This is a genomic window from Calothrix sp. NIES-3974 (assembly GCF_002368395.1).
In the GTDB taxonomy this organism is placed as follows: domain Bacteria; phylum Cyanobacteriota; class Cyanobacteriia; order Cyanobacteriales; family Nostocaceae; genus NIES-3974.
In genome coordinates, this window is the sequence record NZ_AP018254.1 from 5,412,549 (window position 1) to 5,439,136 (window position 26,588).

26 protein-coding genes are annotated in these 26,588 nt (G+C 40.4%); 14 read left to right on the plus strand and 12 right to left on the minus strand.

The window, feature by feature from the left end; all coding sequences use genetic code 11:
• Positions 1–7: 7 nt before the first annotated feature.
• The 3 genes from CDC37_RS21530 to CDC37_RS21540 form a co-directional block, all read right to left on the minus strand.
• Positions 8–619 (minus strand): class I SAM-dependent methyltransferase, encoded by a 612-nt coding sequence (locus CDC37_RS21530; RefSeq protein ID WP_096624975.1) that lies wholly within the window; start codon positions 617–619, stop codon positions 8–10.
• 45 nt (positions 620–664) lie between these two features.
• The gene (locus tag CDC37_RS21535) at positions 665–1,813 is read right to left on the minus strand and encodes an alanine--glyoxylate aminotransferase family protein (RefSeq protein ID WP_096624977.1); all 1,149 of its coding nucleotides are present in this window, start codon (positions 1,811–1,813) and stop codon (positions 665–667) included.
• 186 nt (positions 1,814–1,999) lie between these two features.
• A complete protein-coding gene (locus CDC37_RS21540; RefSeq protein WP_096624979.1) occupies positions 2,000–2,881 on the minus strand; it encodes a metal ABC transporter permease in 882 nt (293 codons plus the stop codon).
• Between the two features lie 855 nt (positions 2,882–3,736).
• Between CDC37_RS21540 and CDC37_RS21545 the strand changes: the two genes are divergently transcribed.
• Positions 3,737–4,126 carry an SCO5389 family protein gene (locus tag CDC37_RS21545; RefSeq protein WP_096624981.1) on the plus strand — a complete coding sequence of 130 codons (390 nt, stop codon included), beginning with the start codon at positions 3,737–3,739 and terminating at the stop codon, positions 4,124–4,126.
• 153 nt (positions 4,127–4,279) lie between these two features.
• Here CDC37_RS21545 and CDC37_RS21550 read toward each other — a convergent pair whose 3' ends face one another.
• A complete protein-coding gene (locus tag CDC37_RS21550; RefSeq protein ID WP_096624983.1) occupies positions 4,280–5,002 on the minus strand; it encodes a metal ABC transporter ATP-binding protein in 723 nt (240 codons plus the stop codon).
• A 73-nt stretch (positions 5,003–5,075) separates the two neighbouring features.
• Here CDC37_RS21550 and CDC37_RS21555 point away from each other — a divergent pair, with 73 nt between their 5' ends.
• On the plus strand, positions 5,076–6,149 hold the full coding sequence (locus CDC37_RS21555) for a metal ABC transporter solute-binding protein, Zn/Mn family (protein ID WP_096624985.1): 1,074 nt from the start codon (positions 5,076–5,078) through the stop codon (positions 6,147–6,149).
• Between the two features lie 557 nt (positions 6,150–6,706).
• On the opposite strand, the gene CDC37_RS21560 is transcribed toward CDC37_RS21555, so the two are convergent.
• From CDC37_RS21560 to CDC37_RS21570, 3 genes are all read right to left on the minus strand, one after another.
• Positions 6,707–7,054 carry a DUF5615 family PIN-like protein gene (locus tag CDC37_RS21560; RefSeq protein WP_096624987.1) on the minus strand — a complete coding sequence of 116 codons (348 nt, stop codon included), beginning with the start codon at positions 7,052–7,054 and terminating at the stop codon, positions 6,707–6,709.
• Positions 7,051–7,332 carry a DUF433 domain-containing protein gene (locus CDC37_RS21565; RefSeq protein ID WP_096624989.1) on the minus strand — a complete coding sequence of 94 codons (282 nt, stop codon included), beginning with the start codon at positions 7,330–7,332 and terminating at the stop codon, positions 7,051–7,053. Before CDC37_RS21565 ends, CDC37_RS21560 begins: the two co-directional genes overlap by 4 nt.
• A gap of 933 nt (positions 7,333–8,265) precedes the next feature.
• The gene (locus CDC37_RS21570) at positions 8,266–9,249 is read right to left on the minus strand and encodes an RNA polymerase sigma factor, RpoD/SigA family (RefSeq protein ID WP_096624991.1); all 984 of its coding nucleotides are present in this window, start codon (positions 9,247–9,249) and stop codon (positions 8,266–8,268) included.
• Positions 9,250–10,038: 789 nt separating this feature from the next.
• Between CDC37_RS21570 and CDC37_RS21575 the strand changes: the two genes are divergently transcribed.
• The 4 genes from CDC37_RS21575 (at position 10,039) to CDC37_RS21590 (ending at position 12,216) form a co-directional block, all read left to right on the plus strand.
• Positions 10,039–10,323, plus strand: a complete 285-nt coding sequence (locus tag CDC37_RS21575; protein WP_096624993.1) for a hypothetical protein — start codon at positions 10,039–10,041, stop codon at positions 10,321–10,323.
• A 91-nt stretch (positions 10,324–10,414) separates the two neighbouring features.
• A complete protein-coding gene (locus CDC37_RS21580) occupies positions 10,415–11,233 on the plus strand; it encodes an FHA domain-containing protein (RefSeq protein ID WP_096624995.1) in 819 nt (272 codons plus the stop codon).
• A gap of 154 nt (positions 11,234–11,387) precedes the next feature.
• On the plus strand, positions 11,388–11,624 hold the full coding sequence (locus tag CDC37_RS21585) for a DNA-directed RNA polymerase subunit omega (protein ID WP_096624997.1): 237 nt from the start codon (positions 11,388–11,390) through the stop codon (positions 11,622–11,624).
• Positions 11,625–11,850: 226 nt separating this feature from the next.
• The gene (locus CDC37_RS21590) at positions 11,851–12,216 is read left to right on the plus strand and encodes a DUF1818 family protein (protein WP_096624999.1); all 366 of its coding nucleotides are present in this window, start codon (positions 11,851–11,853) and stop codon (positions 12,214–12,216) included.
• Positions 12,217–12,230: 14 nt separating this feature from the next.
• On the opposite strand, the gene crtD is transcribed toward CDC37_RS21590, so the two are convergent.
• Entirely contained in the window at positions 12,231–13,745 is a 1,515-nt protein-coding gene (gene crtD / locus CDC37_RS21595; RefSeq protein WP_096625001.1) for a C-3',4' desaturase CrtD, read from the minus strand.
• Between the two features lie 789 nt (positions 13,746–14,534).
• On the opposite strand from crtD, the gene CDC37_RS24785 reads away from it, so the two are divergent.
• Both CDC37_RS24785 and CDC37_RS21600 read left to right on the plus strand, forming a co-directional pair.
• Entirely contained in the window at positions 14,535–14,711 is a 177-nt protein-coding gene (locus CDC37_RS24785; RefSeq protein ID WP_172892811.1) for a hypothetical protein, read from the plus strand.
• A 128-nt stretch (positions 14,712–14,839) separates the two neighbouring features.
• Positions 14,840–15,127, plus strand: a complete 288-nt coding sequence (locus CDC37_RS21600; protein WP_231943511.1) for a glutathione S-transferase — start codon at positions 14,840–14,842, stop codon at positions 15,125–15,127.
• A 257-nt stretch (positions 15,128–15,384) separates the two neighbouring features.
• Here the strand turns inward: CDC37_RS21600 and CDC37_RS24790 are convergent, their stop codons facing one another.
• Complete coding sequence (locus CDC37_RS24790; protein WP_172892812.1) at positions 15,385–15,555, minus strand: hypothetical protein; 171 nt, start codon at positions 15,553–15,555, stop codon at positions 15,385–15,387.
• A 752-nt stretch (positions 15,556–16,307) separates the two neighbouring features.
• Here CDC37_RS24790 and CDC37_RS21605 point away from each other — a divergent pair.
• Positions 16,308–17,855, plus strand: coding sequence for a mercuric reductase (locus tag CDC37_RS21605; protein ID WP_096625005.1), 1,548 nt, complete (start codon positions 16,308–16,310; stop codon positions 17,853–17,855).
• Positions 17,856–17,862: 7 nt separating this feature from the next.
• Here the strand turns inward: CDC37_RS21605 and CDC37_RS21610 are convergent, their stop codons facing one another.
• Positions 17,863–18,882 carry a tRNA dihydrouridine synthase gene (locus CDC37_RS21610; RefSeq protein ID WP_096625007.1) on the minus strand — a complete coding sequence of 340 codons (1,020 nt, stop codon included), beginning with the start codon at positions 18,880–18,882 and terminating at the stop codon, positions 17,863–17,865.
• Positions 18,883–19,340: 458 nt separating this feature from the next.
• On the opposite strand from CDC37_RS21610, the gene CDC37_RS21615 reads away from it, so the two are divergent.
• The 4 genes from CDC37_RS21615 to CDC37_RS21630 all read left to right on the plus strand — a co-directional run bounded on the left by CDC37_RS21615 (position 19,341) and on the right by CDC37_RS21630 (position 23,555).
• Positions 19,341–19,859 carry an SgcJ/EcaC family oxidoreductase gene (locus tag CDC37_RS21615; RefSeq protein WP_096625009.1) on the plus strand — a complete coding sequence of 173 codons (519 nt, stop codon included), beginning with the start codon at positions 19,341–19,343 and terminating at the stop codon, positions 19,857–19,859.
• A gap of 985 nt (positions 19,860–20,844) precedes the next feature.
• Positions 20,845–22,089, plus strand: a complete 1,245-nt coding sequence (locus tag CDC37_RS21620) for a hypothetical protein (protein ID WP_096625011.1) — start codon at positions 20,845–20,847, stop codon at positions 22,087–22,089.
• Positions 22,090–22,371: 282 nt separating this feature from the next.
• On the plus strand, positions 22,372–22,812 hold the full coding sequence (locus CDC37_RS21625; protein WP_096625013.1) for a hypothetical protein: 441 nt from the start codon (positions 22,372–22,374) through the stop codon (positions 22,810–22,812).
• Positions 22,813–23,021: 209 nt separating this feature from the next.
• Complete coding sequence (locus tag CDC37_RS21630) at positions 23,022–23,555, plus strand: putative signal transducing protein (RefSeq protein ID WP_096625015.1); 534 nt, start codon at positions 23,022–23,024, stop codon at positions 23,553–23,555.
• A gap of 323 nt (positions 23,556–23,878) precedes the next feature.
• Here the strand turns inward: CDC37_RS21630 and CDC37_RS21635 are convergent, their stop codons facing one another.
• On the minus strand, positions 23,879–24,118 hold the full coding sequence (locus tag CDC37_RS21635; protein ID WP_096625017.1) for a hypothetical protein: 240 nt from the start codon (positions 24,116–24,118) through the stop codon (positions 23,879–23,881).
• Positions 24,119–24,695: 577 nt separating this feature from the next.
• On the opposite strand from CDC37_RS21635, the gene CDC37_RS21640 reads away from it, so the two are divergent.
• Positions 24,696–25,733: an S-layer homology domain-containing protein gene (locus tag CDC37_RS21640; protein ID WP_096625019.1), complete on the plus strand. Its 1,038-nt coding sequence runs from the start codon at positions 24,696–24,698 to the stop codon at positions 25,731–25,733.
• Positions 25,734–25,978: 245 nt separating this feature from the next.
• On the opposite strand, the gene CDC37_RS21645 is transcribed toward CDC37_RS21640, so the two are convergent.
• Positions 25,979–26,416, minus strand: coding sequence for a CAAD domain-containing protein (locus tag CDC37_RS21645; RefSeq protein WP_096625021.1), 438 nt, complete (start codon positions 26,414–26,416; stop codon positions 25,979–25,981).
• Positions 26,417–26,588: the final 172 nt, after the last annotated feature.

The following is a 26,588-nucleotide window of genomic DNA, read 5'->3' on the forward strand; positions in this document are numbered from 1 at the left end:
TACGTCTCTAGGGTTTGGTAAATATCGACAACATAATTGGTCCTAACAAGTACTGATGTTTGATGCAAGTGAGTCCAACGGTTTTGGCTAGTTTTTCCCGTGCAATTGGACTATAAATCCTGATTCCTCCGGCGGAGATTTTGATTTCTTGTGGTTCCTCTGCCCAGCGATTAGTATAATCAGCAAGATAGTATTTTCCCCCTGACTTTAACACCCGTTTAATTTCGGTAAACACGGTTTCTGGGTGGGGATAATGGAGAAAACTAATCGTATTCACAATTGCGTCGAAGCTACTATCACCAAATGGCATTGCTTCCACATTTCCTTCAACAAAACTTAATTGAGCCGGATATTTATTTCTTTCCCGTGCTTTTTGGAGCATTTTTGGTGAAAGGTCAAACCCTGTACCAGTAATATGGGGATATTTCTGGACGATTCTTTCTAGTAAACGTCCGGTTCCACATCCTAAATCTAGCACCTGTGCATTTGCCGATAAATCCACGTACTCCAACAACCGTTTGTGAACAGCTTGATAAAATACTGTTGTCAAAATAAAATCATAGCTGGGTGCCCATTGATCAAAGATAAATCGCTTTTGAGCCAAGATTTTTTCCGTCATAATCAGTAGGGTAAAAATTACCGTTAGTTAGGCAGAGACAACCCATTACTTCGCCAAAACTTCCTTGAGTGCAGCGATTAGTCTATCCACATTTTCTGGACGACTGTTGTAACCCATTAAACCAATACGCCAAACCTTACCGGCTAACTCACCCAAACCACCACCAACTTCAATATTATATTCATTCAGCAATTTCTGCGCGATCGCTTTACCGTCAATTCCTGCTGGAATACAAACTGTTGTCAGGGTCGGTAGACGATACTGTTTTTCCACATGCATCTCCAACCCAATTTCCCCTAATCTTTCCCACAGATACTCAGCATTCTGTTGATGACGCTGCCAACAATTTTCCACCCCTTCCTCCGCAATCAATCGCAGCGCTTCCCGTAATGCATAATACATATTAATCGGTGCCGTGTGATGATAAACCCGCTCTGCTCCCCAATATTTACCCAGTAAGGACATATCAAGATACCAATTTTCCACCTTGGTGGGGCGATTTTGCAGTTTCGCAACAGCACGGGGACTCATGGTAAAGGGAGATGCTCCTGGTGGACACCCTAACCCTTTTTGACTACAACTGTAGGCTAAATCAACTCCCCATTCATCTAGGTAAATTGGTACTCCCCCTAAACTTGTCACCGTATCAATCAAAAGCAAAGTATCATATTTTTGACATAACTCTGCAACCCCATCCAGGGGTTGACATGCACCAGTGGATGTTTCCGCATGAACTAAAGCCAGAATCTGGGGAGCATGTTCTTCAATGGCAGCACGTAATTCATCTAAGCTAAATACTTGACCCCATTGTTTTGTAATTGTGCGGACATCAGCACCATAACGTCCAGCCATATCCACCAAGCGGTTGCCAAAGTACCCCATCACCCCCACTAAGACCACATCATCAGGTTCGACTGCATTGGCAATCGTTGCTTCCATCGCCGCTGTTCCTGTTCCACTCACCGCAATGGTCATGGGATTATCGGTTTGCCATACATAACGCAGTAAAGATTGAATCTCGTCCATCAACTTCAGGAAAGTAGGATCAAGATGGCCAACGGGAGGGGTATTCATTGCCTCTAAAATCGCTGGATGCGCATTTGATGGACCTGGACCTAATAACAAGCGGTGAGGCATTTGCAAGGGGTTTAAGTCTAATTTTTGCCGATTATTGATTGCATTTGTTTGTGTCATGATGAACCCAACTTTTGGATTTTAATTCGTAATTCGTAATAGCCTGCGGCAACGCTTCGCGTGCTTAATACCCGCTACGCGGGAAGTAAGCTATGTAATTTGTAATTGGTAATTACGAATTAATCTGCTTCTATTAACTTTACCAAGACTTGTGTCCTCTAGTACTCGATCCAGCGAAATTAGTATCTAATGTTTCCCGTTTATAGTTTGCCGCCAAATTTTGACTGCACGGTTATTTTGACCGGGACGGGTTAAAATTCCTTGGGATGGACTTAATAGTAATGCTAGTAAAAATAGTCCGGTGACGACTAACACTATTGCTGCTCCGGATGGTACATTGAAATAATAACTTATATACATGCCACTGACGCTACTAATTACCCCAATTAAGGAGCCAAAAATCATCATTTCATGTAATTCTTTGACTAGTAAATAAGCTGTGATTCCTGGACCAATTAGTAGGGAAACTACTAAAACTACTCCGACTGCTTGCATACTGGCTATTATTGTCAGGGTAATTGCGGCTGTTAAACCTAGTTGAATTAAGTTAATCGGTAATCCACAAGCTTGAGCGCCTAATGCGTCAAAGGTGTAAAATAATAGCTCTTTGTAGAACAGTTTTACCAGGAATAAAATCACTAGGGTAATGACTAAAGTTCTCCATACATCACCTGTTGTCACTCCCAAGATATCCCCAAATAAAAAATGATGTAAATCCAATTTACTCCTAAGTACAGTGATTAATAAAATCCCTAATGCCAAAAATCCGGAAAAAACTAACGCCATTGCCACATCCACCTTCACCCGTGACTGGCTTTGAATCCAGGCTATGACGAAGGTACTCAATGTCCCAGATATAAATGCACCTAAAAAAATATCCACACCCAAAAAAAATGCGATCGCTAGTCCCGGTAATACGGCATGGGCTATCACATCTCCCAGTAATCCCATCCTTTGCACTATCAAGTAGGAACCAACGACTGCACATAATACCCCTAAGAGAATGGCTGTAAATAAGGCATTGCGCATAAATTCAAATGACAAGGGTTCTAATATTAATTCCAGCATTTTTCTGTTCTCAAGATGTATTCTTGTCTAGTCTGTTTCCAACACTTTTCACAAGAAGTTAATAGACCCTATAGGCGATTATCATTATCATACACAATCAACTTGCTGATCATACTTATCTAGTGTATGCGCTGACTCAAGTTTAAGTTTATCAAAGGTGAAAAAACGAGTTTTATTCTCAGCGATCGCGTGAAAACAAAATCCTCCCATCTACAAATATTCATTCATGGAGGACAAACTTGTTTCAAACACCTTTGATAAGAAGCAGATAGACCCTATAGGCGATTATCATTCTCATACAGAAAAACCTACCCATCAAACTTATCCAATGTATATACTGACTTAAGTCTAAGCTTGTCAAAGGCGAAAAACGAGTTTTATTCTCAGCGATCGCGTGAAAACAAAATCCTCCTATCGACAAATATTCATGGAGGACAAACTTGTTTCAAACACCTTTGATAAGAAACAGATAGACCCTATAGGCGATTATCATTCTCATGCACCAATCAACTCACTCATTATATTTAAAAACATTTTGCTGACTCAAATTTAAGTTGATCAAAGGCGAAAAACGAGTTTTATTCTCAGCGATCGCGTGAAAACAAAATCCTCCTATCTACAAAATACTTTGTTGTGCATCAAGTATATCTACCAGACAAACTTGATTATTTACCGTATGTTGGATTTATTCAATTCATAATTTGCACCATTTGTTCAAGAAAGTACATACAACCAGACATTTCGTATCTATATTACTTTTATTTACAACCAACTTGATCTCATTTCTAGAATGATTACTATTGTCACTGGTGTGTGCAGCACCCGAATAAAAACTGAATTAACCAGGGAAAACTTATGTCCTTAAATGTCAGCGATAAACTGCTAGAACAAGCTCAATCAGGTCATATAGATGAACAGGAATTTGTGGAAACCATTCGACAATCCTTACCCTATGCTTGGGGTGTGGTTGAAGGTTTAGCAGAACGCATTATTAGAGGGGAAGAATGGGCTAATCATGCTGTTCCACCTCCAAGCGAACAAGCACGCGCTCAATTGTTAAGAATGATGGGTGGAGATGCGATTCGTACTGCTGTGGAAAGACATTTTGGTATCAGGTTGGCGTTTCAAAATTGCCATAATGTTGGTGCTTTTCGTTTAGATAAGTTAGATTCTCCGGAATATTTGGATTTTATTTCCATTCGTAGTCAAATTCTCAATCAATCACCGGAATTGGTTGATTGTTAGGTGGAAGAAGTAGGAGATAGGTGTAAAACCGGTTTTGAGTAAGCCGGAAAAATTTCCCCAATCTACCTCCAAAAAAGCTCAAAACTGCCGCATCTTGATTCTTCAAAACTACTTTCTAGCACAGACGACCCACCGGGTCGTCTCTCCCCAACCCTATTTGGGATTAAACAACAACACACTATCACCATAGGCTAATTTCAAATTTTCACTGGTAATGACTTCATGTAACGAACCCTGGGCAATTAATTTCTTATTAATCAATAATAAAGAATCACATTTTCTCAACGTCACTCCTAAATCATGGGTGACAACTACCAATATTTTCCCCGCCGATTTTAACTCCTCAAATACTTCAAACATAATTGCTTCCGTCTTTTTATCCACCCCGACAAACGGTTCATCAAAAAAAAATAAGTCCGCTTGTTGTGCTAATGCCCTAGCCAAAAAAACCCGTTGCTGCTGTCCCCCCGATAACTCACCTATCTGTCGCGATCGCAATTCCCCCATTCCCACCCTTTCTAAGGCGGATTTGACGATTTCTTTTGATTGGCGACTGGGAGAATGAAACCAACCTGTATGCACGGTTCTAGCCATCATCACCACATTCCACACGGTTATGGGATAATCCCAGTCTATCTGGGTTCGCTGGGGTACGTAAGCTACAGAATTTAATTGCTTTTTCAAAGTGCGATCGCGAAATTTCACTACCCCTTTCTCGCTCTCAATCAATCCTAATATGGCCTTAATTAAAGTACTCTTCCCCGCTCCATTGGGACCAATTACCGCCAATAACTCCCCTGGATAGGCTCGAAAACTAATCCCCTCTAACGCTTTCACCCCCCGATAATCTACCTCTAAATTATTTACTTCTAACATCTTTCTCCCAAAGAATCTGTATGATTATGTATGATAATGATTATTATTGTATCACTGATAGATAGAGAAAATCATGTTGCAAAAAACACAAATAAAGTTGTGGGCTGCGATCGCTTTAACAATGGGATTAATTAGTTGTAATTCTCCCCAGGAAACTAATACCCAGTCGAAATCAAACCAGGATAAAACGACCGTCACTACTAGCGATAATACTGCTTCTGAGAATACAAATAAACCTTCAGTGGTGGCGACAACGAGTGTAATTTGCGACTTAACGCAACAGGTTGCGGTGGATACGGTTGATTTGAAATGTTTGGTAGGACCGGGTGATGATCCTCACGTTTACCAACCAAAGCCGGAAGACCGCAAAGCGATCGATAGTGCAAATTTAATCTTGTATGCTGGTTATGATTTTGATCCAAGTTTAATTAAGTTGGTTCAAGCGACTAGTAATCCTGCACCGAAGGTTGCTGTCCATGAAAAAGCTGTACCAAAACCGATATTAGGTGAGCCGCATGATCACAGTCATGGTCATAACCACAAAGATGAAAAAGGGGAAAAACACAGCCATAGCGAAAAGGTTCCTGACCCCCATGTCTGGCATGATGCGCAAAACGGTATCAAAATGGTAGAAGTAATTCGGGATAGTTTAAAGCAAGTTGCACCGAATCACGCCGATTTATATAAAACTAATGCCGCAAAAGTAACTGGGGAAATCTCCCAAATCCATAGCTGGATTAAATCCCAAATCGCCACTATCCCCCCCAATCAACGCAAGTTAGTCACCACCCACGACGCACTCGGTTACTATGTCCAAGCCTATGGTCTTTCCTTTTCTGCCGCCTTGGAAGGTATCAGTACCGAAGAACAAGCTACTGCTGCACGGGTTGGTTCCCTGGTGAAGGAAATTAAAAAGGAAGGTGTTCCCACTATCTTTGCTGAAAAAACTATTAATCCCCGCTTGATGGAAACCGTTGCTAAGGAGGCAAATGTTAAGCTTTCGGAACAACCCTTGTATACTGATGGTTTAGGTGCTAAGGGTTCCCCTGGCGAAACTTACCAAAAAATGTTAATCGCTAATACCCGGAATATCGTCCAAGGACTGGGTGGAAGCTATAGTCCTTTTCGTCTCAAAGACTTACAGTGAGCGATTTGCAACCCTATAGGTGATTATCATTCTCACATATTATGGTATAATAATCCCTTGGAGCCTTAATCCTATACTAACAGAAACCCCCATGAATAATCAACCCTTTTTCTGAATTTTTTGATTGAATTCAAAGCTGAGATAAATCAAGTTTGATCTGGATCGTTTGAGGTGGTAAATATCTGGATTAAACTTGGTTTTTTGATTGTAGGGGTGAAGTTGCTATTACAGGGATACTCAAGTGACTTCCCTGGTAATAAGATACTGCGTTACAAACATTTGAGCGATTGGAATGGAAGCAGCTATAGGAATCCGTACTTAAATCTTTTTGGGTATACTGAGAAATGGAGTAATTAGGGTTTTCAGAAATCAAATATGAGTCCTATAGGCGATCGCTTTTTCCCCGCGATTGAGAACGTGGGTATCTATGGCTTTAGCAGAAAGTTATCCATTCGTTTTCGGTGGGGAAACTGAGCCATGTTTTGATTTAGTACCAAAACACGATGGAGTATTGGAATGAATACTTCATCTTAAAACTAGCTCTTCTAACTCAGCTATCAAATATATCGAACCTGATTTTCCATTTCCTCTGCTGTAACTTGATTTAAAATTGCCAGCAATCGTTTTGCAATTTCTTGAGGCGGACGACGGACAGCCAAGATGACACCATAGTGCTTTTGTTCTGTATCAAAATAAGTCTGAATTAGTTTTTCAAAATCTGCACGGTTATGTGTGACTAAGGCTCTTTTCTGGCTAACTGCATAGGCTAGTTGTTCTTCGTCACTTGCCTGAAGTTGTCCCGCATCTCTCACTGTTAAAGCGTCAAACCCCCTAGCTTTTAACAAGTCTGCAACCAATACGTTAACATCTTCATCCAAATACAGACGGATGAATAAACTGCTCATAGATCACTCACTAACGGGTCAATCAAATCATCAGGAATTCGATTACGCTCAATATAAGTGTTGATCTCATCCTGATGATCGCTGTAATAACTCAAGGCATCAAATATCTGCGCTAGTGTAAGATGGGGTAGTCCTTGGGGAATTGCTTCTGGAGCAATGCCCATTCTCCAACTCTCAACCACAGCTCTCACAGGTGTGCGTGTTCCTTTAATGATCGGCTCACCATTTAAAATTCGTTCATCTCTAACTATATAAAGATGCTCTGTGACTTGAACCATAGCTAATTTTTAATATTGTGTTTATATCGGGCAATTATAGCGCTTCTGCCGATATCTGAACATATTGCTAGCCGGGGAACAATCCGCTTTTGCCTTTCCCTTTTCCGTCTTTTTGTTGCGTTCAAGAGGTTATTTGCGGTAGTTAATTTGAGCAGTCTTGTGAAAAGTGGAATTATTAGGTTAAAACTACTCCCTGTTCCCTATTCCCTACCCTCGCCAAAAGACTTTTTCCGCAGACCCTACGTAAAGTTCTATAGCTGCGCGATCGCTAAGGCAAAAGTTGGGATTTGTATACTGAAACCCTTTGCAGCACCAATACACAACTTGGTATCAACCGCTAAAATCTTAAGATTCAACACTTGTGGGTCTAGGATACTCAAATATTGATGGGTTGGAAATTGTGAATCCGTTCCAAGCTGCTTGAACTTGCTTTTTTTCCTGGGTGCGATCGCAAATCTAAAAAGAACTAAAAGACCCGTCAGGATTTAAAAGCTACGAGGAAGTTCGTACATGGCTTTTAGCTGAATTTGGAGTCGAAGCATCATATAAAGTTGTGCGCTATAAATTGAAAGCAAAATTAAAAGCACCACGTCCACGCAGCGTCAAGCAAAATAAAGGAGCGGAAAATTAAATCTATTGCTGGATGGGATTTTACTTTAGAGGCGTTATTTGTATCAGGCTTTTCGTGAAATGGTATAAGATGAAGCCGATTCAGAACTGCTTGTTGACATGTTGTAATCAAAAAGAGGATAGAAATTCAATTCCATCCTCTTCAAATAACCGACAAAAGCCAAATTACCTATATTCTAGATAGAACAGGAATTTATAATTGCTACGCAAACCAGAAGCCTCTGCGCGTCTACCTGATGACCCTACTGTGGAGCCGTTACGCGAAGAAGTGCAATGACCCGTGATTGCGTAAGTCCTGTATACTTAACTAGCCATATATTCCTTAACATTGGCGCGACGACGACGCAAATGGGCTAGGGCTTGATGTTCTAATTGTCGCACTCGTTCGCGACTTAGATTCAACCGTTCACCTACTTTCGCTAGGGATAGTTCTTTGCCATCTTCTAGACCAAATCGCAAAGCTAATACTTCCCTTTGTTGGGGTGTTAGTTCTGCTAATAAGGTGTTTAAATCATGACGGAGAAAATCCTGGGTCATGTAATACTCTGGTGATGGTCCTTGGTCTTCCAGCATTTCTTGTAATTCGGTGTCTTGATTATCTCCGACCCGCACATCTAAGGATACTGGTTGACGCGCCATATTCATGTATTCACGAATTTGGGCTGGTTCTAACTCCAGTTCTTCGGCTATTTCGGCTGGTGAGGGTGAACGACCCAGTTTTTGCGCTAGTTCACGCTGCACTTTTTTGATTTTATTCAGTTTTTCGGTAATATGGATCGGTAAGCGTATGGTTCTCCCCTGCTGGGCGATCGCACGAGTAATTGCCTGACGTATCCACCAATAGGCGTAGGTAGAAAATTTATAACCCCGCATCGGATCGAATTTTTCTACCCCCCGCTCCAAGCCGAGTGTCCCCTCTTGGATTAAATCCAGAAACTCCATATTCCGTTTCTGGTATTTTTTGGCGATCGCTACAACCAAGCGCAAATTCGCCTCAATCATTTTCTGTTTGGCGTATTTCCCTTGACGCAATGTCCGATTGATTTCCTCTGATGATAAACCAACATACTCACTCCATTCCTCTGCTGTCGGTTCCCGTCGCAATTTCTTGCTTAACTTCTCCTTCGCTTCCACTAATATCATCATTTGCTGCACCTGCTTCCCGAACACAATCTCTTGCTCTCGGGTCAATAGTGGCACACGACCAATCTCGCGCAAATAGGTTCGCACCATATCAGCCGTGAATTTGGTGTTGTTGTTATCTGCTTGTATGTTAACTGTTGGCATTGGTGCGCTATCCTCTACTCCGTAAACACGATGAATGTTTAATTAATTGGGGCAATCCTGGAAAAGCAGTAGATGTCTGACGCAGCATCGGGTACGGTTCATCACAATTACTTTACTTAAGTCTGTCAAGACGTTTTGCCCCCCCTCTTCGGTTCCTACCTTCCCCCCCTTCAGGGATTTATTTCTTTCTTCTCACAACTACACTCTGGCATTCCTACAATTCCTGATTCCCACCATCGCAAACAAACAATGAGGATTTAAAACGAAGTCAGTACGAGTTCTACTTAACCTATATAATACGACAATTTTTCGCAGAAGTAAAGCAGTCAGATAAAATTTACCATTATAAACTAAAATGGTGCGATTGCCAAACTAATCGAAAAATCCGCTGGCGAAACCACATACGTATATAGTGACGCGAAAAAGTGTAGAACGGATTTCAGTTCTGTTCTAGATTTCCGAACCCTATTTCCCCGAAAAATGGGTAATGATACGAAATTTGCCGACTCCGGAATTGATTAATACTTGTGTGTAGTTATATAGTTTTTCGTCTGAGATTTTGCCTTAGATATTTTCTACCGCTAAACCCAAAGCCACAACTTACAGATATGGTGTTACCATGTTATTGGTATACGATTGCCGATCCTGCTATTTATAGAAAAATTTAATGTGGATGATAAACGCACGTCCTGAATCGATCTAGATAAACCTTATACACTTCGACCGAGATTTCTCAAAAATTCCAGAGTCGGGGTCAATAGACTTATCACTCAATATTTATGGGGAACTTTGAGAATCAGAGTTCGTAGTGGTGATGGTGAAATTACTTCTTTACCCTATGGGGACACGGGGAATAGCGACATATGGACAAAGTTGATTGATGAATCCCTGGATTTGAATGGTTTATGGCTAACTAGGGAAGAGCAAAACGCGAGTACAATGCCAGCGCAGACTGAGGGGTTGCCAGAGCCTGAGAAATTGGAACAATGGCAAAGCGATTTTGTCGCCAGGTCAGATATGAATGCCCCACAATTGCGAATTAGATTAGGTATGTACAAAGTTAGTACATCCTGAAATAGATTTCGACTAAACTCAAATACAGTAGACCTATATTATATCCTGTTGGGCTAGTTGGGCACAAGAGGGGAAAAAGGATCAGCCGGTTATGGACGAAACACAAATCCTGAATCAGATGTTGCGGGAGTTTGAGTTATTGCATGTGGCTAGCAATCGGGTTTTTCACTTACCTTCAGGGAAAGGAGTATTCCGAATTGGTAAGGCGAACGATTCGCTAGTACCGGAAATCGATGTATCAAACCTTGACAATCAGGAAATAGTTTCCCGTCAACATGCATTGATTCGTGTTCAAGGCGGAAATTATTATGTGGTGGATAATGGTAGTGCGAACGGAACCTACCTGAATGGGGAAAAACTCACACCAATAGATTCCTACCAGTTAAAACCAGGCGATCGCATTTCTTTAGGTATGGGGGAAAAGGTAGTTTTCATCTTTCAAGCCAAAACTCCGTTGGGTGTGAATCCATCTCCTCAGACCTCGCAAACGGTACTCCAAACCCGGAATATGGGTGGTTCGCTGCAAAAATCCCATCCTGGGGGGACTGGGAATCGTACCAGCAAAATAACCGGACTGACCCTAATTGCGATCGCCATCGTTTTGATTGCCAGTAATACCCAAATCGGGATTTTTGTGCGTATACCAGGATTAATATTGTGTGCAGCTGGAGCAATTTTGCAATTTCAACACCGCATCAATAAAAACATTGGCTGGGTTTTAATCGTGGTGGGGATTTTAATTATCCTGACCGGAAACGTATTTGCGTCTGTAAATTTGTTAGCAGTAATAATTGCCGCAGGTTTGTTATTTGCTGGTTATCAACTGATTACCAGAGGAAAAATTCTGAACTACAGTTTAAACGATATTCGCGATCGCGCTCAACGGTTCTTGAGGGGAAAACGCAGGTAGAGACGACCTGTCGGGTCATCTGGGAAAATAAAAATCCAAAATTCGTCTTGGAAAGTTTGGTGGAAGAATATATCTCCTACCAACTTTCTGCAAAATCCAAAATCTCCCAGTTCTTGCTGTTAAACTAAAATAGTGAATTCACAAATCAGTAATTATGCTCAAACGCTCTCGATTCGAGACTACCCAGACACAGATTATGCACCGTGCGGAAGACCTAATTAGTGCCGCATCTAACCGTTATCGGATCACGGTTCAAGTTGCGAATAGAGCTAAACGTCGTCGCTATGAAGATTTTGATAGTGGTGACGATATGGTGATGAAACCCGTTTTGCGGGCTATTATCGAAATGTCTGACGAGTTAACCCAACCAGAAATTATTGGGGAAGTTTGAACAGAAAACTCCACAAGGTAAGTTATGAGGGGTTCGTAGTTGTGGCTCTAGTGTCGAAAAAGCTTTAATATAAAGGTGCTAAAGCGCTACTACGTGCCTTTTTTAACCCATCAAAATTAACGACATGGAGTAATAGTGATCAGTTGAAGTTAACTAAAGTTAACTATTTAAACAAAAAGCTCGCTGACTGGATAAGGTACAATCAACCAAAAAGTCAGAAAATGAGATGAAGCGAGTTGTTAAATCAGGGAAAGGGTGGCGTGTAGGTTATAATCCAGGAGTGGCAGAATTTACAGCTTTACTGGGAACCGATGATTGGGCTGTGGAAATGACAGCAACTGAGTATGATGACTTTTGTCGGTTGCTAGAGGAATTACTTGCAGCGATGAATGCGATCGCATCGGAATTGATGGATGAGGAAAAAGTTACCCTTGAAGTTGAAAGTGATATTGTTTGGCTAGAAATATCCGGTTATCCCCAGGAATATTCTCTCCGTTTTATTCTCAATTCCGGACGTGGGGTAGAGGGTTATTTCCCTGCTGCCGTGACTAGGGAGCTATTATCCGCAATCACGACGCTGCAAGTTTTTTAGTTTTTTATCGACCACTACTTACTTGCCTGAATTTGCCTGACTACCGTCAAAGCCGAATAACTAACTCCTGCGGTTCCTTCTCCAGGGTGAGTAGAATCACCGACTAACCAAAGCTTGTCGATGGGGGTGCGATTGGCAAAACCAAAGGGACCAAAGGTGGAAATTCTCTGACCAATACCACCGACTATTCCCCGTTCACGGGCTGTATAACGGTAAAATGTACGGGGTGTGGCGGCTTCTACATGAACAATTGTTTCGGGGGTGAGGTGAAAAAATTTACTGAGATGGGAAATGGCTTCGTCTGTAAATTTTTGTTTCAAGGCTGGATAATTGTCCCCATCCCACCAGGGTTGTGGATCAACAAATGATGAAGCGATGATGGTGGCATAACCTGTAGGAGCGCGTCCATCACCGGGACGACTCACGGAGACGAACAGGGAATTATTTTCGCCAATGGGCCCATTCATATCATAGAGGAACTGGAGATGGGGCGGACAGTTGGGGGGTATGGCGGCTGCTGTGACACCCAAATAAATCACAAATGCACCGGATGCGGGGGGTAATTTGGCGACACGATGTTTGTATCCCCGTGGTGCTTGGTCACCTAATAGTTGCACAAGATTCTGGACAGTGACATTGGCAATAATGTGATCTGCGCTTTCTTGCCAAACCTCACCAGTTTTTTGGTTGCGGATTGTCACCCCACAAGCTCGATTTTTTTCCACATGTATACTTTCTACGGTATGACGAGTTAGGAGTTGACCACCATCCCGTTGTAAAGATTCCACCAGGCGATCGCATAACACTTGCATACTTCCATGTAAATGAAATAACCCCTGGGGTTCCTGGGACACGGCTAAGGCTGTCGCTGCATACAACAAAGCAGTTTCTTCCGCATCTACCTGGGAGTATAGTTTTAACTGTAAATCCAAAAATAATCGTAATCGATAATCTCCGTCTAGTTTGTAAGCTCGCAAAGCATCACCGACCGTGAATAGGGTATAGGGAACAGTGACCATTGTTTTCGGTCGTAAAGCCCTGATGAGTTGCCATAGATCCCAAGGATGGCGGGGTGGTAAAACAGGATCACGAGCTTGAAAGTCCCAACTCGCTTGGAACAAAATTCCTAATAAATCCCAAAACATCTCACTACCAGGAAATTGACGTTCCCGTTCAGCCCGCCATTTTTCTGGGTCACGCCAAACATTAATAGGATAATTTTCCCCTGGTAAAAAGACGGAGCAAGCAGGGTCGCAGGGGGTAGCCGTTGGTAATTCAATACCTAGTTCCGTAAAAATACGGTGATGAATCCCACCAGGTTCTAGACCTGCTACCTGAGTTGCACCGACATCAAAGGTAAATCCTTTACGTTGAAATGTGGATGCACAACCGCCAGGAATTAAAGCTTGTTCGAGGACAAGGACATTATAACCACGATGAGCCAGAAGAGCAGCTGCGGTTAGACCTCCAATTCCAGCACCGATAACGATAACGCGAGGTTGGGTTTTGCCATTTTCAGAACTTGGCATTTGGATCGAGTTTTGTTTGCATTTTTGACGTAATATTTACAATTTTAACTAGAAATCTCAGCATCTTGCCGCGTTTGATTTTATTTCTCCCTTGTAAATAGGGTGAGTCGGGAGTAGTTTATATGTACTGAGTACACCAGAACCGTAGATGCGCGTAGCGCAGTTTCTCTTTAACTCACATCTTGCACCAAGAAAAACTGATGGAAATAGAATACCCAGTATAAAGCTAAAAATATTATCTTAGCATTTAAAACAAACAATAGTACTGTCGCTATATCGCGTATATTTTGAAATTCAACGTATGTATACGTAAAGGTGCAAGATATAAATCTAAGATGAAAGCGAAGATGAAAGCGGTTTTTCTCCCACTCACTTTCAAGTCAGTCCTCCACGTCCTTTGGACACAACCAAAAAAGAACCCACTCCCCACTCCCTGTAGAGACGACCCCACGGGTCGTCTCTACTCCCCACTCACCAATTTACTAAGCAAGTGGGAATAAATTCAATTTTCAGTAGGATGTAATTTCTGAGAAATTTTTGGTATGATATCTCGGTCAATGGGCACTATTTTTTCGAGGAGCTTGAAAAATTCCCCGAGATTATAGTTGACTAGGCGGCTTCCTGTTGGTTGCTAGTGCATCCTCCGACGATACCAGTTCCGTGGGCAGAAGCATAAGAAAGCTAAATTGCATCACAAAAAGGAAAACAATTTAAAAAAACAAACAAATAAGGTATCGTATTGAACAGGCTAAAAATTGTAAATGCCATTTATTGGTGAAAAGAGGAGTTATGAAGATTAAAGTACTTGGTTTAGCATTGATGTTAAGCATGGCTGCTGTTTTAGGGGCTTGTGAAGCTGGTACAGAAACCTCTCCAGGTGGAAACACAACTCCTGCGGAACCTGCTGATGGTGCAGGAACAACCCCAGCAGGAACTCCAGCAGCAACTCCAGCCACAACTCCATAGTTTGCTGCTGTAGCTTGAGTAAAAATTATTTAATCCCACATCTGGTGGTCAGGTGTGGGATGTGTTGTTAGGAGATTTAGTTAGTGATGGAAATTGCGAGTACTCGTCTAATTTCTCGCTTTGGCTTTATGGTCATATTCACGGTGATGATAGTGCTGTTAGCCAATCATCACTTTGCCTATTCCCTACCTCCTGTCGAGGACATCCCCGAAGAAATTTTGCGTACAGAGGTGATTACAATTGCGCGATCGCCAATAGATGGCAAACCCCTCAGTGCAGCTGAATATGCCCAATTACAGGCAAAAATCCAAAATGCTCCACCACCTAAGTTAGATTCTAGTATTCGGGAAACAATTTTTCTGATTCAATTACTCAGAACCCTAAGAACAATGTTCCCTTTTCTAAATTTCTTTTAGTAATGCTTACCCCGCATTTCTCACAAAACCCTAAAAATCATAGGGATAGGGAATAGTCCGTAATCCTTGATATTGGTTCCTTTAACTGGGTTCCAATCGCTTCAGACATACTTTGATTTTTTAACGCCGACTTACTTAGAACCGATAAAAGTGGTTTTTACTACTCCCCACTCTCCACTCACCAAAAGTTTGGGGGGTTTGTGAGAAATCCGGGAGTTATGGGTCTTCAATCATCCCGGAGAATTAGGTGTAGTTGACTACTTCGTCACAACCGCTTCAACTGTGACTTTTTGTTTGTCCTCATCAACGGATGTTATAGCCCAGCGAAGGGGTTCACCTTGTTTTTTTAACTCGGTGGTAATCGCCTTTTCTAATTCAGTAGGGTTAGCTTGCAAGTCAATTTCGGCGGCAATAAAATGTGTAGTCATCGGTTACTCTTTTTTTAATGAGCAGAATGGGGGATACAGAATACAGCATAACAGGATCAAGAATGTAATATACAAAAATTAAGCTTGATTTTACTCTATACTTTACACTGTCAATAAGTGAGCTTTTCGTTCAGATGCTTAATACTTGAATATATAGCAGTCCTCTTTGATTTTTGAATTTACCTGTCAAGGTCAGGGAGTAGTGAGTAGAAACTTTACTGGGTCTTGTTCAAGATTCAAGTAGGATTCCTATACTTGGGATTGTCCTATCTCTACTGTCACCTCTCAAAAAAACCCAAGGAAAATATATCAGTGTGCAAAGCGTCAAATTAATCACAAAGTAAGTCAGCATAAATAAACCTAATTACGTAACGGATTGTATCAAAATTAATGTTGTCGAATACTACTCCCTACCAACACAGATAATTTGAAAAATCAAAGCGAATTCCAATATTTACTGCTTGCTAACTTGCTAGAGGAATTAGATATTTCATAATTTTTTAAAAGTTTAACTTTATGATTTCTCTAGTAAGCTGCACGGAGTGGCTCTAAATCTGCAAATAACTCGCTTTCGGAAAAATAACAGGACTTATGCAAGGACAACGTAAACACCTGATTTTTCGTAATGAGTGTGTAAGCCTTAAATAATTACAGTACAAAGTGGACTGGATGCAACAATAAAAAAGGATTTTTATATACCTTTTAAAGCGAGTTAAATTACATACTATTTTCACGATTCCTGGAGCTAATTTATGGCGAATTCTCCATTTAAACAAGTTACTCTTCCACCGATGGATGAGTATAACCAAAAATTAATTTCCCACGTTCATCCCCCCGATTGGGTTAATCCCCAACCTGCTGATTGTTACGATTTAGTTGTCATTGGTGCGGGTACAGCAGGGTTAGTAGTTGCAGCTGGTGCAGCAGGTTTAGATGTGGGATTAAAAGTGGCTTTGGTCGAAAAACATTTAATGGGTGGGGATTGTTTGAATGTGGGTTGTGTTCCTTCTAAATGTATGATTCGTTCCTCTCGTGTTGTCGGTGAAATTTGGTCAGCGAAGGCATTGGGAATTAATCCACCAGTACAAATAGACGTTGATTTTCCCGCAGTGATGGAACGGATGCGTCGTTTACGGTCGGGTATTAGTCATCATGATTCTGCCCAGCGTTTTCAAAAGTTAGGGGTTGATGTTTTCTTGGGTAGTGGTCATTTTTTGCAGAATAACGTGGTGCAAGTGGGGAATAAAACTCTACCCTACAAAAAGGCTGTAATTGCAACAGGAGCTAGACCTGTGCGACCATCAATTAAAGGGATTATGGAAGCAGGATTTTTGACCAATGAAACTGTTTTTTCCCTGACCAAATTACCCAAACGTTTAGCTGTGATTGGTGGTGGTCCGATTGGTTGTGAATTGGCTCAAGTTTTTCAACGTTTAGGTAGTCAAGTAATTCTATTCCATAATGCTTCCCATATTTTAAATAAGGAAGATACCGATGCGGCAGAAATTTTACAAAATGTTTTCCTGCGTGAAGGAATTCAGCTACTTTTAAATAGTCAAATCCACAGTGTGGAAAAAACTGCGGAAGGAAAAATTATCCACGGGATTAGTAATGGTTCTAAAATATGCGTTGTTGTTGATGATATTTTAGTGGGTACAGGACGCGCAGCGAATGTGGAAGGTTTAAATTTAGAAGCGGTTGGGGTGGAATATGACCAACGCAAGGGAGTGAAAGTTAATGATTATCTACAAACTACCAATCCGAAAATTTACGCAGCTGGAGATGTTTGCATGGATTGGAAATTTACCCACGCAGCCGATGCCGCCGCAAGAATTGTGATTAAAAATACTTTATTTTCTCCCTTTGGATTGGGAAAATCGAAGCTGAGTAGTTTGGTGATGCCTTGGGTGACTTATACTGACCCGGAAATTGCCCATGTGGGAATGTACGCACAACAAGCTCAAGCACAGGGTATTAATGTCAACACGATTAAAATTCCTTTTAGTAGTGTGGATCGGGCGATCGCAGATGGGGAAGAAGATGGGTTTTTAAAAATCATTCACAAAAAAGGTACGGATCAAATTTTGGGTGCAACCATTGTCTCCCGTCACGCAGGGGAAACTATCAGTGAAATCACCACGGCTATAGTTAATAAGGTTGGTTTAAATGGTTTATCTGGTGTCATCCATCCCTATCCCACCCAAGCTGAAGCCATTAAAAAAGCCGCAGATGCTTATCGTCGGACTTTATTAACACCAACCTCAAAACGGATTTTGGGATTGTTGACGAAGTTGTCTTAATTGTCGGCTAAACCTGCAAGTAAGGTGCGAAAGCGAAATTTTGATGACTATTATCAAGCAAAAAGCGATCGCATAGATTGAGTAATTCCACCTCGGTCTGTGTCTTTCGCATCAATCGCAGAAACTGACCTTCAGCATCAACCAATAGGGCAATATAATTCAGAAACATCTTCAGATAACCAACACGCGCTCTATCTGGAACTGTTGCTGAATTAGGAGTCTGCAATAAACGATCAATATAGTTGCGTACCTCAACCAAAGGAACAGGGGTAATTTCTTCTCCTCGCAAAGCTTGGCGAATTTGACGAAAAATCCAAGGATTGGCAATTGCCCAGCGACCAATCATCACCCCTGCTGCTCCCGTTTGGGATAACACTTCCAATGCATTGGCAGCAGAATTAATATTACCATTGGCAAGCACGGGACAGTCAACCCGCTTCACTGCTTCGGCAATTAAATCGTACCTTACCTCCCCCCGATACATATCTTTGACTGTACGACCGTGCAAAGACAGTAAATCAATATTGTGACGAGCGATCGCATCTAAAATTTCCCCAAAAAAATCCGTATTCTCAAAACCTATACGCATCTTAACAGTGAAGGGGCGATCATTAACCGTGGAACGCAATTCTGCCAAAATTCGATTTACCTTTTCCGGTTCCCGCAGTAATCCCCCTCCAACATTTTTACGGTAGACCCTGGGTGCTGGACAACCCATATTCAGGTCAATTCCAGCGACATTATAACGGCAAAGTTCCCGTGCTGTTCTCACCAAATCGGGAATACTTTCACCTATCATTTGCGCAAACACGGGACGACCTGTGTCGTTTTCGGTAATTGATGCCAAAATTTTCGGACTCAGACGCGATGTTTCGTATACGCGAAAATACTCGGTAAAAAAGTAATCAGGACTACCATAATCGGCAATAATTTTCATAAACCAAAGATTTGTCACGTCCTGCATGGGAGCAAGAGCAGTCAGGGGTAAATCTGGGTGGAGAGGTTGGGGGAGGGATAGTTGGGACATTGGGATTTTAGATTTTGGATTATCCTAGGTTGATATCGTTTACGCTAATGGTTGCTACATATCAGGAGCTATAACCGTTGATTATTCTAGTTTCATTTATTTCAAAGTAAAAGAGAATTGATATTACATACAGGTTTGTCATCCAAAACCTGGATTTCTCACGAGTAAGTTGTAAGCCTTGAGTGACGGACTAATTTCCCCTATACTCACTACTCCCTACTCCCTATAAGTTTTAGGGTTTTGTGAGAAATGCGGAAAAAGACCTTTAGGTACTCTGGGAAAGTTAAAAATAGATTGAGCGGATAAAACGTCTTTTATTATACAATTGATTTGTGTTAAATCTGTAGTCAAAACATCAGTCAAATGATGATTATTGTTATTATCATTATATAGTCATCACTAAAAATTTTCTGGAAGTAAGTAGCAGCAAATTGACTATAATTAATCAAATTAATCCGATGCATAAACCGAATCAAACTATTGCTTTATTTGGACTAGGAATAATTGGTACGGTATCGATGATGATTCCAGTTCAAGCCCAAAATGCAAATCAAATAAATAAAATTGAAGCTAAGACTGAAAATCGGCAATGTCATAAATCTAGTACAGAAGAAATTGAATCACTTTTTCAGCGATGGAATCAATCACTACAGACGGGAAAGCCAGAAAAAGTTGCTGCTAATTATGCCAATAATGCGGTTTTGTTAGCAACAGTATCAAACCATGTTTTGAACAGTCCAAGGGAAATACGAGAATACTTCGAGACATTTTTAAAAATGAAACCCTATGGAAAGATTAACGAACAGAATATACGTATATATTGTGATTTAGCAATTAATTCTGGTATATATACTTTTAATTTAACTAATCATAACCAGGTCAACCAAGTGAAAGCACGTTATACATTTGTCTACCGAAAAATCGGCGATAATTGGCTAATTGTAGAACATCATTCTTCCGCAATTCCAGAAAAATAGTCGGTGATGTTTTCGTACATAGATGAATAACCAAAAAATGATATTTTTCGGGTCAGAAGCTACGGAAGATGCTCCTGACCCTTATTTTTGCGAAACAAATGTAGTATTTTATACTCATGTCATTACCTCTCCTAGTGGGACTTAGACAAAAAGTCGCCAGAAAAACTACTCAAATGTATATATAGCAAGACTTTGACATCGTTTGGAATCGCTTCTTGCTATATCTGGGTTTCAAGCATTTTGGAACCTGTAATGTATTTTCCTTCCCCTGTATGGGTTTGAGGCTTATTTATACCTCAAAAATGTTTGAGTCCCGGTAGGTTAATTAATTTCCGAGTAGAAGGGAGTCGATTTAAAGTGCAATACTTTACAATAGTCGCTACGCAATCATGGGTATTGCAAATCAAACAAAATTTTTCATTTGCTTGCGGAATTTTCAATTTTGCCGTTGTATTATGCGTTGATGCTATATTTCCTCTAGCTTGAGTCTAGAGGAAAACTGTTCAGTGAATTTTGATTCTGGTTGCTGACAACACTTATTCATGGGTCGTCTATTAATAGCTAGAAATGTTGCCAACTATCACAAGTATATAGGATTAGTACTTGATTTCTTTGGGTGTAGCTTGTACTTATGCGGAAAAAACCAAGTACACCTTCGCTAAGAGTTTCCTCCAATCCTGTTCCCTAGCTACCTAAGTTATTTCAAGATTCCAATCAGATTCCGATAACTCTGATGAGGTCGTTGCATAAGTCCACTTATTTCTCAAAGTGGAAAATAGCGACTTGACTGTTCCTATTTTCATGCTCAGATAGTTAGCAATCTCATGGAAATTATTGTTGCTAAAAATGTAACCAGATTCCCTGAGATAATGGCATCGAATATAAAGTAAATAGAAACTATTTTAATGGTCTAATAAATATGTTCAAATCTTCATCTGCTGTATTCTTAAGCTTGATTTCTATACAGTCACTTATCTCATTATCTATGACTATTTTACCTGCCAATGGACAACTAGCTACAGCGAATTATTCGTCCAAAAACTCTTACTCTGCACCTGCGATCGCAAATAATTTATCTTCTACCTCGGTGAAAACAAAATCGGGAAAACCTGCGGATGCCGATAAAAAACTTCCCGAAAAAATCATGAACCAGATTCATCGCAGAGCTATTGCTGATTACGCAGGTCAGGTGGAGAAAATTGTCGAAGCGAAGCGAGTTTCCTACCCATTTCATTGTGATGAATTAGGAGCTAATCGAAATCAACCAATAACCTGTAATCTTCGAGCAAATAGAGATACTTGGAAGGTTACAGTTGACACCTATTTTGAGCGTCTTGTTTATTATGTGCGTGATACAGGAACAATTAAGTTAGGGAGTAGGGAATATCTTGGTAAAGCCAATAAACTGCCTGGAAATGTAGAAAAAATTCTTTTAGCAGATGCCCAAAAAAACTGGGATTTACTGCCAAATCGCGGTCAAATTGTTAGTGTAAGGGCAAGTTTAGAGCCATCAGCAGAAGATTTTACAGCCTTACCTATAAAACCGCACTTTTCAGATGCAAACCCATCCAATCGATTTTGGGAAGTAATTATTGCTGATGGAAATAGTCGTTGGATTTATTTTGTCAATCAAAAAAATCCTCGTCAATTCAAAATCTGGTCACAAGTCAACTATGACTTGAAATCGAAAATTACACCGGAACAAACACTAGCATTAATCAGTAGGGTGACTAATAACTTTCAGGTTAAACCTGGAGAAGTTTTGCTCACCAAAGTCGAAAATATTCAAGTGGACGGATGTTTTGGTTTAGCTGCTCCTTGGGAAGCTTGCACAATGGCTTCCCTCCCCGCTCTTCGCGTCACCATCAAAACTAAAAATCAGCAAACCGCAGTTTATCGAATTAGAAAAGGAAGAGATGCAAGTGTAGGAAATTATGAAATTGCATTAGAAGGTATTAAAAATATGCCTCCTCGCACTGATGATTTACCTAATGATTTGGCTGAAAAAATCATCAGAAATGCTAGTAAGCGGTTACGAACACCAACTCAAAATTTGCGGATTCCTTCAGATAAAATTCAAATTTCTTCAGGCTGTAGTTCAGCAAATGTTAATTACTATGGCAAAGAATGTTGGATGAAAGTATTTGTGACTAATGGTCAAAATTATTTAGCTTATACTTTCAATGATAAACTTGGTATTGTCAAAGTGGAAGTAGTATCCGCACCATAAATAATCGAGTCAATATATTTAGTAACTAGCGATCGCAGTCATCAGTTTCTATTCTTCGTCGTACCTTGGGAGACAGATGCTATGGTTACGCGATCGCAAAATTTTCTGATGATTACACCAATTTGAAAAAGGAATGGGACGGATGAATTTTGTTTGTAGAGTTTTTAGAGACGTAATATATTACGTCTCTAATGAATAAATTGGTATTATCCGTAAAATCATTGATAAGAATTGTATAATTAGAATAGAAGCCTGGGTTTTAATTAAGAAATGGAAAAAATTATGTTAAAAAATCAATTAGTATTTGCAGCTATTGCCGGCGTTGTTACTTCTGCTGCTGTGATAGGATGGACAAATCATCAAACCCCAGCACAATCATCAAGTCGTACTCCCTATCGAGCAATTAATGTCCAACAATTTGTATCCCAAAACCGTATCTCTGGTTTAAACCCTAATCAAACCGCAGTCAAACTGTTTGCAGACAAAGAAGAAGCAGAAGGGAGACAGTCAGAAAGCATAGATATTAAATATTCCCGCAACAACACAGCTGTAATTATGTTAACCAAAGAAGGTTTAGCAGATGATTCTGTCAGAGCTTTGCGTCAACGCATCGAAATGCAACGTAATCAAAACGGTCGCTGGTCAGTGATATGGGTGGGAGAACAAAATAAATGTCAACGGGGACGGGGAAGTCAAACCTGGACAGCTAAACTTTGTTCTTAAAGGTTGTTTGAAAAGTCGTTTTGAATAATCAACCTATTATTTTTGGGAGTCGGGAGTGGTTAGAGGTTTTTCCCTACTCCCTGCTTATTTTTAAATCAAAAATCTGAGATTTTAAACTCTGTCTTTTGGTAAAATTCTCACAATTTAATCCCTGAAAATTCAGCAAATCATTAGGTCAACTTCCTAACGATTTGATAATTACTGATATTATGAGTAATCAACTTGTAACAATTGCCACTTTTCCTAATTCCCTTGAAGCATCGTTGGCAAAGCAAACTTTAGAAGCAGAGAATATACCGGCTTTTGTAATGGACGATGAGACAGTGACAACCGCTTGGCATTTAAGTATTGCTGTAGGTTGGATTAAATTAAAGGTTCCCCAATCCCATCTAGAAGAAGCTATTGATATTTTAACTGCTTATAATTTTGAAGTTAATCCGGTAGTTCATCAAACAGGAGCAGATATTAATCCAGCAGAAATCGAATCAGAAAATGAAATTATCCCGAAGGGCGATCGCATTCTCAATCAAGCCTTTAAAGTCGCAGTTATTGGATTGTTTGGCTTCCCCTTTTTTCTCCTGCAATTATACTCATTATCTTTGTTAGTCTATCTCCTATTTACAGGATTACCAATTAGTGCCAAAAATAAATGGAAATTAGGATTGACTTTAATTTTGAATATTCTAGCGATTTATTTCCTGTGGGTATTGATTTCTGCCCTAATTCCTGGTATTTCTCGGTAATAAAATCAAGCTCCAATCAAAGTATTTAATTTTATTTACCCATAATCAATAACAGCAAACAGGGAACAGATTTGATTTTTTAGCACACCTGTTCGGAATAGTTTAAGTAAGTCGGTGTAAAAAATCAAAGTATATCCGAAGCTTGTGAAACGTAGTGAAAGGACGCAATCTCCAGGCTGTTAATTTTGTTCACAATCCGTTACACAATGAGATTTATTGGTGCTGACTTACTCAGGCGATAAATATACCCACCGACTTACTTCTATAAGTTAAGTAATGACTTCAAAATATTAAAATATTTAACATTTAAATATAAAATTTAATTAATGAGTTTTACGGTCTGCATCTACCTCCCATATCCTTTCTAGCATTTCGATGCGACGACGATGACGGTTACGCCTGTAGCTTTGATAACTTTTATAACTAATGATACTGGCTAGGAGAAAGACGGGAATTAAAGCTAATAAATACCCTAATGGATTAGAGGATTGGATATCGGGACGAGGTTGCGAATTCAAATCATGGGATGAATTCACCGATAAAGATTGGGTATACTTGCGCATTCAAACCTCTAGCTTTTAACTTACTGACACGAATACATACTTCACTGGAACTGAAGGTTTTTCCAGAACACAATATAACAATTTTGTGGAGTCTACTGTTTCTTCCATTTTTCTTAATGTGTCAAATAGAAACTGATATTGGCTGACAAAAACAGAATTCTGGACAGACGACCCATCCCTAATATAGCTCAATGAAAGGAAAATGCCCGGTACATTTATTTTCCTATCTGTCGGTCAGTAAAGGTTGTCTGGAAAAACCCCACCCTACACAGATTTATCGGTAATTAATTTGTATAACACAACCTGATTTACGCACTTTCCTTGACAAAGTAACTGTTTCCAGTAAGTCTAAAAGTTAAAAATATTTTTTTTGCTCGGAATGTAGTGCTTTTGAACGATAAGAAAACTACAGCGAACTTTTGGGAGCATATCTCTAAAGTTCTGTTTGATTTAAATAAATCTCCCACCAGCGACAGTTGCGAAAATGCGGGGAATCATAATGCAGCAAAAGCTCAACTTTCCGCCAAATCCAAAATTCAAAATTGTTTAACTTGTAATTTTCAATCAGGTAAGGAAAATGACAAATCTACCTCCCTCCGACCCTCGCTCCTCTTCCCAGCGTCGCAGTTGGGATTATGATGAACTAATTGGTATTTTGGTTGCCTTTGCAGCCATTGGTGGTATTCTCTTTTGGGTGCTGGGACGACGGTTTCCGGATTGGGATTGGACTCGTTTACCATCTACCTTTAACCGTCCAGTCCCTACCGCACCTGCTCCCGACAGCACTGGTGCAAATAATCTTCTTCCGACCCCGGTTGTTCCCACTCCCACTGTTACTGTTCCGACACCGACAACGGGAACAACAGCGCAACCAGAAGAGGACAAAGATACGGAGATTATTTCCTCCCAACCATCTTTATCAACTCCTGTGTTACCGATAGTACCACCAGCAACACCTACAGACGGTAATTTCCTGGTGACCAGTCCAGTGGATAAAATGCCTACCATTCCAGCACCCAAGGAATTTACAGATGTTCCTGATAACTTCTGGGCAAGTAAGTTTATTGACACCCTATCCTCCCGAAATGTGATCAAAGGGTTTAATGACAACTCATTTCTTCCGAATAAACCCGTAACTCGTGCCGAATTTGCATCGATACTGCAACAAGCTTTTGATAAGGCTGGAACTGGAAAAGTGTTACAATTTTCTGATATTTCCGGTGATTTTTGGGCAAAGGGAGCAATTAATAAGTCTGTGGGGATGGGATTTTTAAGTGGTTATCCCGACAGTAACTTTAAACCGGAGCAACCAATTCCCAGGGTACAAGTAATTGTGGCTTTAGTAAGTGGTTTAGGAAACCTCAAAGCACCTGCTAATCCAGAACAGGTGATTTCCATATATAAGGATGCCAAAGATATTCCCAACTATGCCAAAGAAAAAGTCGCGATCGCAACCACGAATGGATTAGTTGTCAACCACCCAGACCCACAAGCCTTTGCACCCAATCGGGAAGCAACTAGAGCAGAAGTCACAGCCATGATTCACCAAACCCTAGTCAGAATGGGTCGATTACCAGCAATCGAATCCGAATATATTGTCAAACCTCGACGGTAAGGATTTTCTCCAAGATTCTGATTCATATTCCCTATTCCCTCCCTAGAAAATTAGGGAGTAGGGAGTAGGAAAAACCACTTTCAACAGTACATGGGGGCTATTCCCTATTTTCAAGCCAAAAAACAAAAATGCGGTCAATTTCCAGTGATTAATCACTCAATTTGACCGCACCCAACTGAATATATGCCGCACATCAGCACTTTTGTGTTAAATGGTCATATGCTGATAGAATTAATGATAGTGGCTTAATTTTTGCCTACAACCTGAGATTTTAAGCTTTGAATTTCGTTTGTTAATTCATGACGGGTGTTCGCTTTGAGCAAATAACGGTAGACAAACCAGGCTGAGTAACCAATACCAATTAGCTCAAACGTTGGCGCTACCAAAGGAATATCATTGAGTGCATCTAAAATTGCTAAGACAACTTTGAGTGTAACAATCGCCCCAATAATCAACCCGATAATCACTAAAGGCTGCTTATACTTGTTAAAAATGCTTCCTAAATATTCAGGAAGTCCACTTAAAAAGTTAGAAACTTGATCGAGGTATTTCTGGATCTGTTCTTGAGACTGGGGAGCTTGAATCTTGGTGATGGTTCCAGCTTGATTGTTAATTTCAGGCATTGTTGCTGCCTCTGGGGACTTAGTTTCCATAGTTTCCGATTCTTGCATTTGCGCTTCCATATTGTTTGAAAGTGAGATTTTATTCTCATCCGGACGATAATCACCAGGCTGATTCCTGGGAAACAGCCTACAAGCATTCCGTTCGGAGAGGTTGTTTAGGAATTAAAATTAATCCAACTTCAATTCCTAAAGATGCCCTTGGATGGATCTTCACTAATTAAACTATAAGTCT

Bases quoted from the DNA above. Each gene is read 5' to 3' on its own strand.
- CDC37_RS21530 (WP_096624975.1), bottom strand. From the start codon at position 619: ATGACGGAAAAAATCTTGGCTCAAAAGCGATTTATCTTTGATCAATGG.
- CDC37_RS21535 (WP_096624977.1), bottom strand. From the start codon at position 1,813: ATGACACAAACAAATGCAATCAATAATCGGCAAAAATTAGACTTAAAC.
- CDC37_RS21540 (WP_096624979.1), bottom strand. From the start codon at position 2,881: ATGCTGGAATTAATATTAGAACCCTTGTCATTTGAATTTATGCGCAAT.
- CDC37_RS21545 (WP_096624981.1), top strand. From the start codon at position 3,737: ATGTCCTTAAATGTCAGCGATAAACTGCTAGAACAAGCTCAATCAGGT.
- CDC37_RS21550 (WP_096624983.1), bottom strand. From the start codon at position 5,002: ATGTTAGAAGTAAATAATTTAGAGGTAGATTATCGGGGGGTGAAAGCG.
- CDC37_RS21555 (WP_096624985.1), top strand. From the start codon at position 5,076: ATGTTGCAAAAAACACAAATAAAGTTGTGGGCTGCGATCGCTTTAACA.
- CDC37_RS21560 (WP_096624987.1), bottom strand. From the start codon at position 7,054: ATGAGCAGTTTATTCATCCGTCTGTATTTGGATGAAGATGTTAACGTA.
- CDC37_RS21565 (WP_096624989.1), bottom strand. From the start codon at position 7,332: ATGGTTCAAGTCACAGAGCATCTTTATATAGTTAGAGATGAACGAATT.
- CDC37_RS21570 (WP_096624991.1), bottom strand. From the start codon at position 9,249: ATGCCAACAGTTAACATACAAGCAGATAACAACAACACCAAATTCACG.
- CDC37_RS21580 (WP_096624995.1), top strand. From the start codon at position 10,415: ATGGACGAAACACAAATCCTGAATCAGATGTTGCGGGAGTTTGAGTTA.
- CDC37_RS21585 (WP_096624997.1), top strand. From the start codon at position 11,388: ATGCTCAAACGCTCTCGATTCGAGACTACCCAGACACAGATTATGCAC.
- CDC37_RS21590 (WP_096624999.1), top strand. From the start codon at position 11,851: ATGAAGCGAGTTGTTAAATCAGGGAAAGGGTGGCGTGTAGGTTATAAT.
- crtD (WP_096625001.1), bottom strand. From the start codon at position 13,745: ATGCCAAGTTCTGAAAATGGCAAAACCCAACCTCGCGTTATCGTTATC.
- CDC37_RS24785 (WP_172892811.1), top strand. From the start codon at position 14,535: ATGAAGATTAAAGTACTTGGTTTAGCATTGATGTTAAGCATGGCTGCT.
- CDC37_RS21600 (WP_231943511.1), top strand. From the start codon at position 14,840: ATGGTCATATTCACGGTGATGATAGTGCTGTTAGCCAATCATCACTTT.
- CDC37_RS24790 (WP_172892812.1), bottom strand. From the start codon at position 15,555: ATGACTACACATTTTATTGCCGCCGAAATTGACTTGCAAGCTAACCCT.
- CDC37_RS21605 (WP_096625005.1), top strand. From the start codon at position 16,308: ATGGCGAATTCTCCATTTAAACAAGTTACTCTTCCACCGATGGATGAG.
- CDC37_RS21610 (WP_096625007.1), bottom strand. From the start codon at position 18,882: ATGTCCCAACTATCCCTCCCCCAACCTCTCCACCCAGATTTACCCCTG.
- CDC37_RS21615 (WP_096625009.1), top strand. From the start codon at position 19,341: ATGCATAAACCGAATCAAACTATTGCTTTATTTGGACTAGGAATAATT.
- CDC37_RS21620 (WP_096625011.1), top strand. From the start codon at position 20,845: ATGACTATTTTACCTGCCAATGGACAACTAGCTACAGCGAATTATTCG.
- CDC37_RS21625 (WP_096625013.1), top strand. From the start codon at position 22,372: ATGTTAAAAAATCAATTAGTATTTGCAGCTATTGCCGGCGTTGTTACT.
- CDC37_RS21630 (WP_096625015.1), top strand. From the start codon at position 23,022: ATGAGTAATCAACTTGTAACAATTGCCACTTTTCCTAATTCCCTTGAA.
- CDC37_RS21635 (WP_096625017.1), bottom strand. From the start codon at position 24,118: ATGCGCAAGTATACCCAATCTTTATCGGTGAATTCATCCCATGATTTG.
- CDC37_RS21640 (WP_096625019.1), top strand. From the start codon at position 24,696: ATGACAAATCTACCTCCCTCCGACCCTCGCTCCTCTTCCCAGCGTCGC.
- CDC37_RS21645 (WP_096625021.1), bottom strand. From the start codon at position 26,416: ATGGAAGCGCAAATGCAAGAATCGGAAACTATGGAAACTAAGTCCCCA.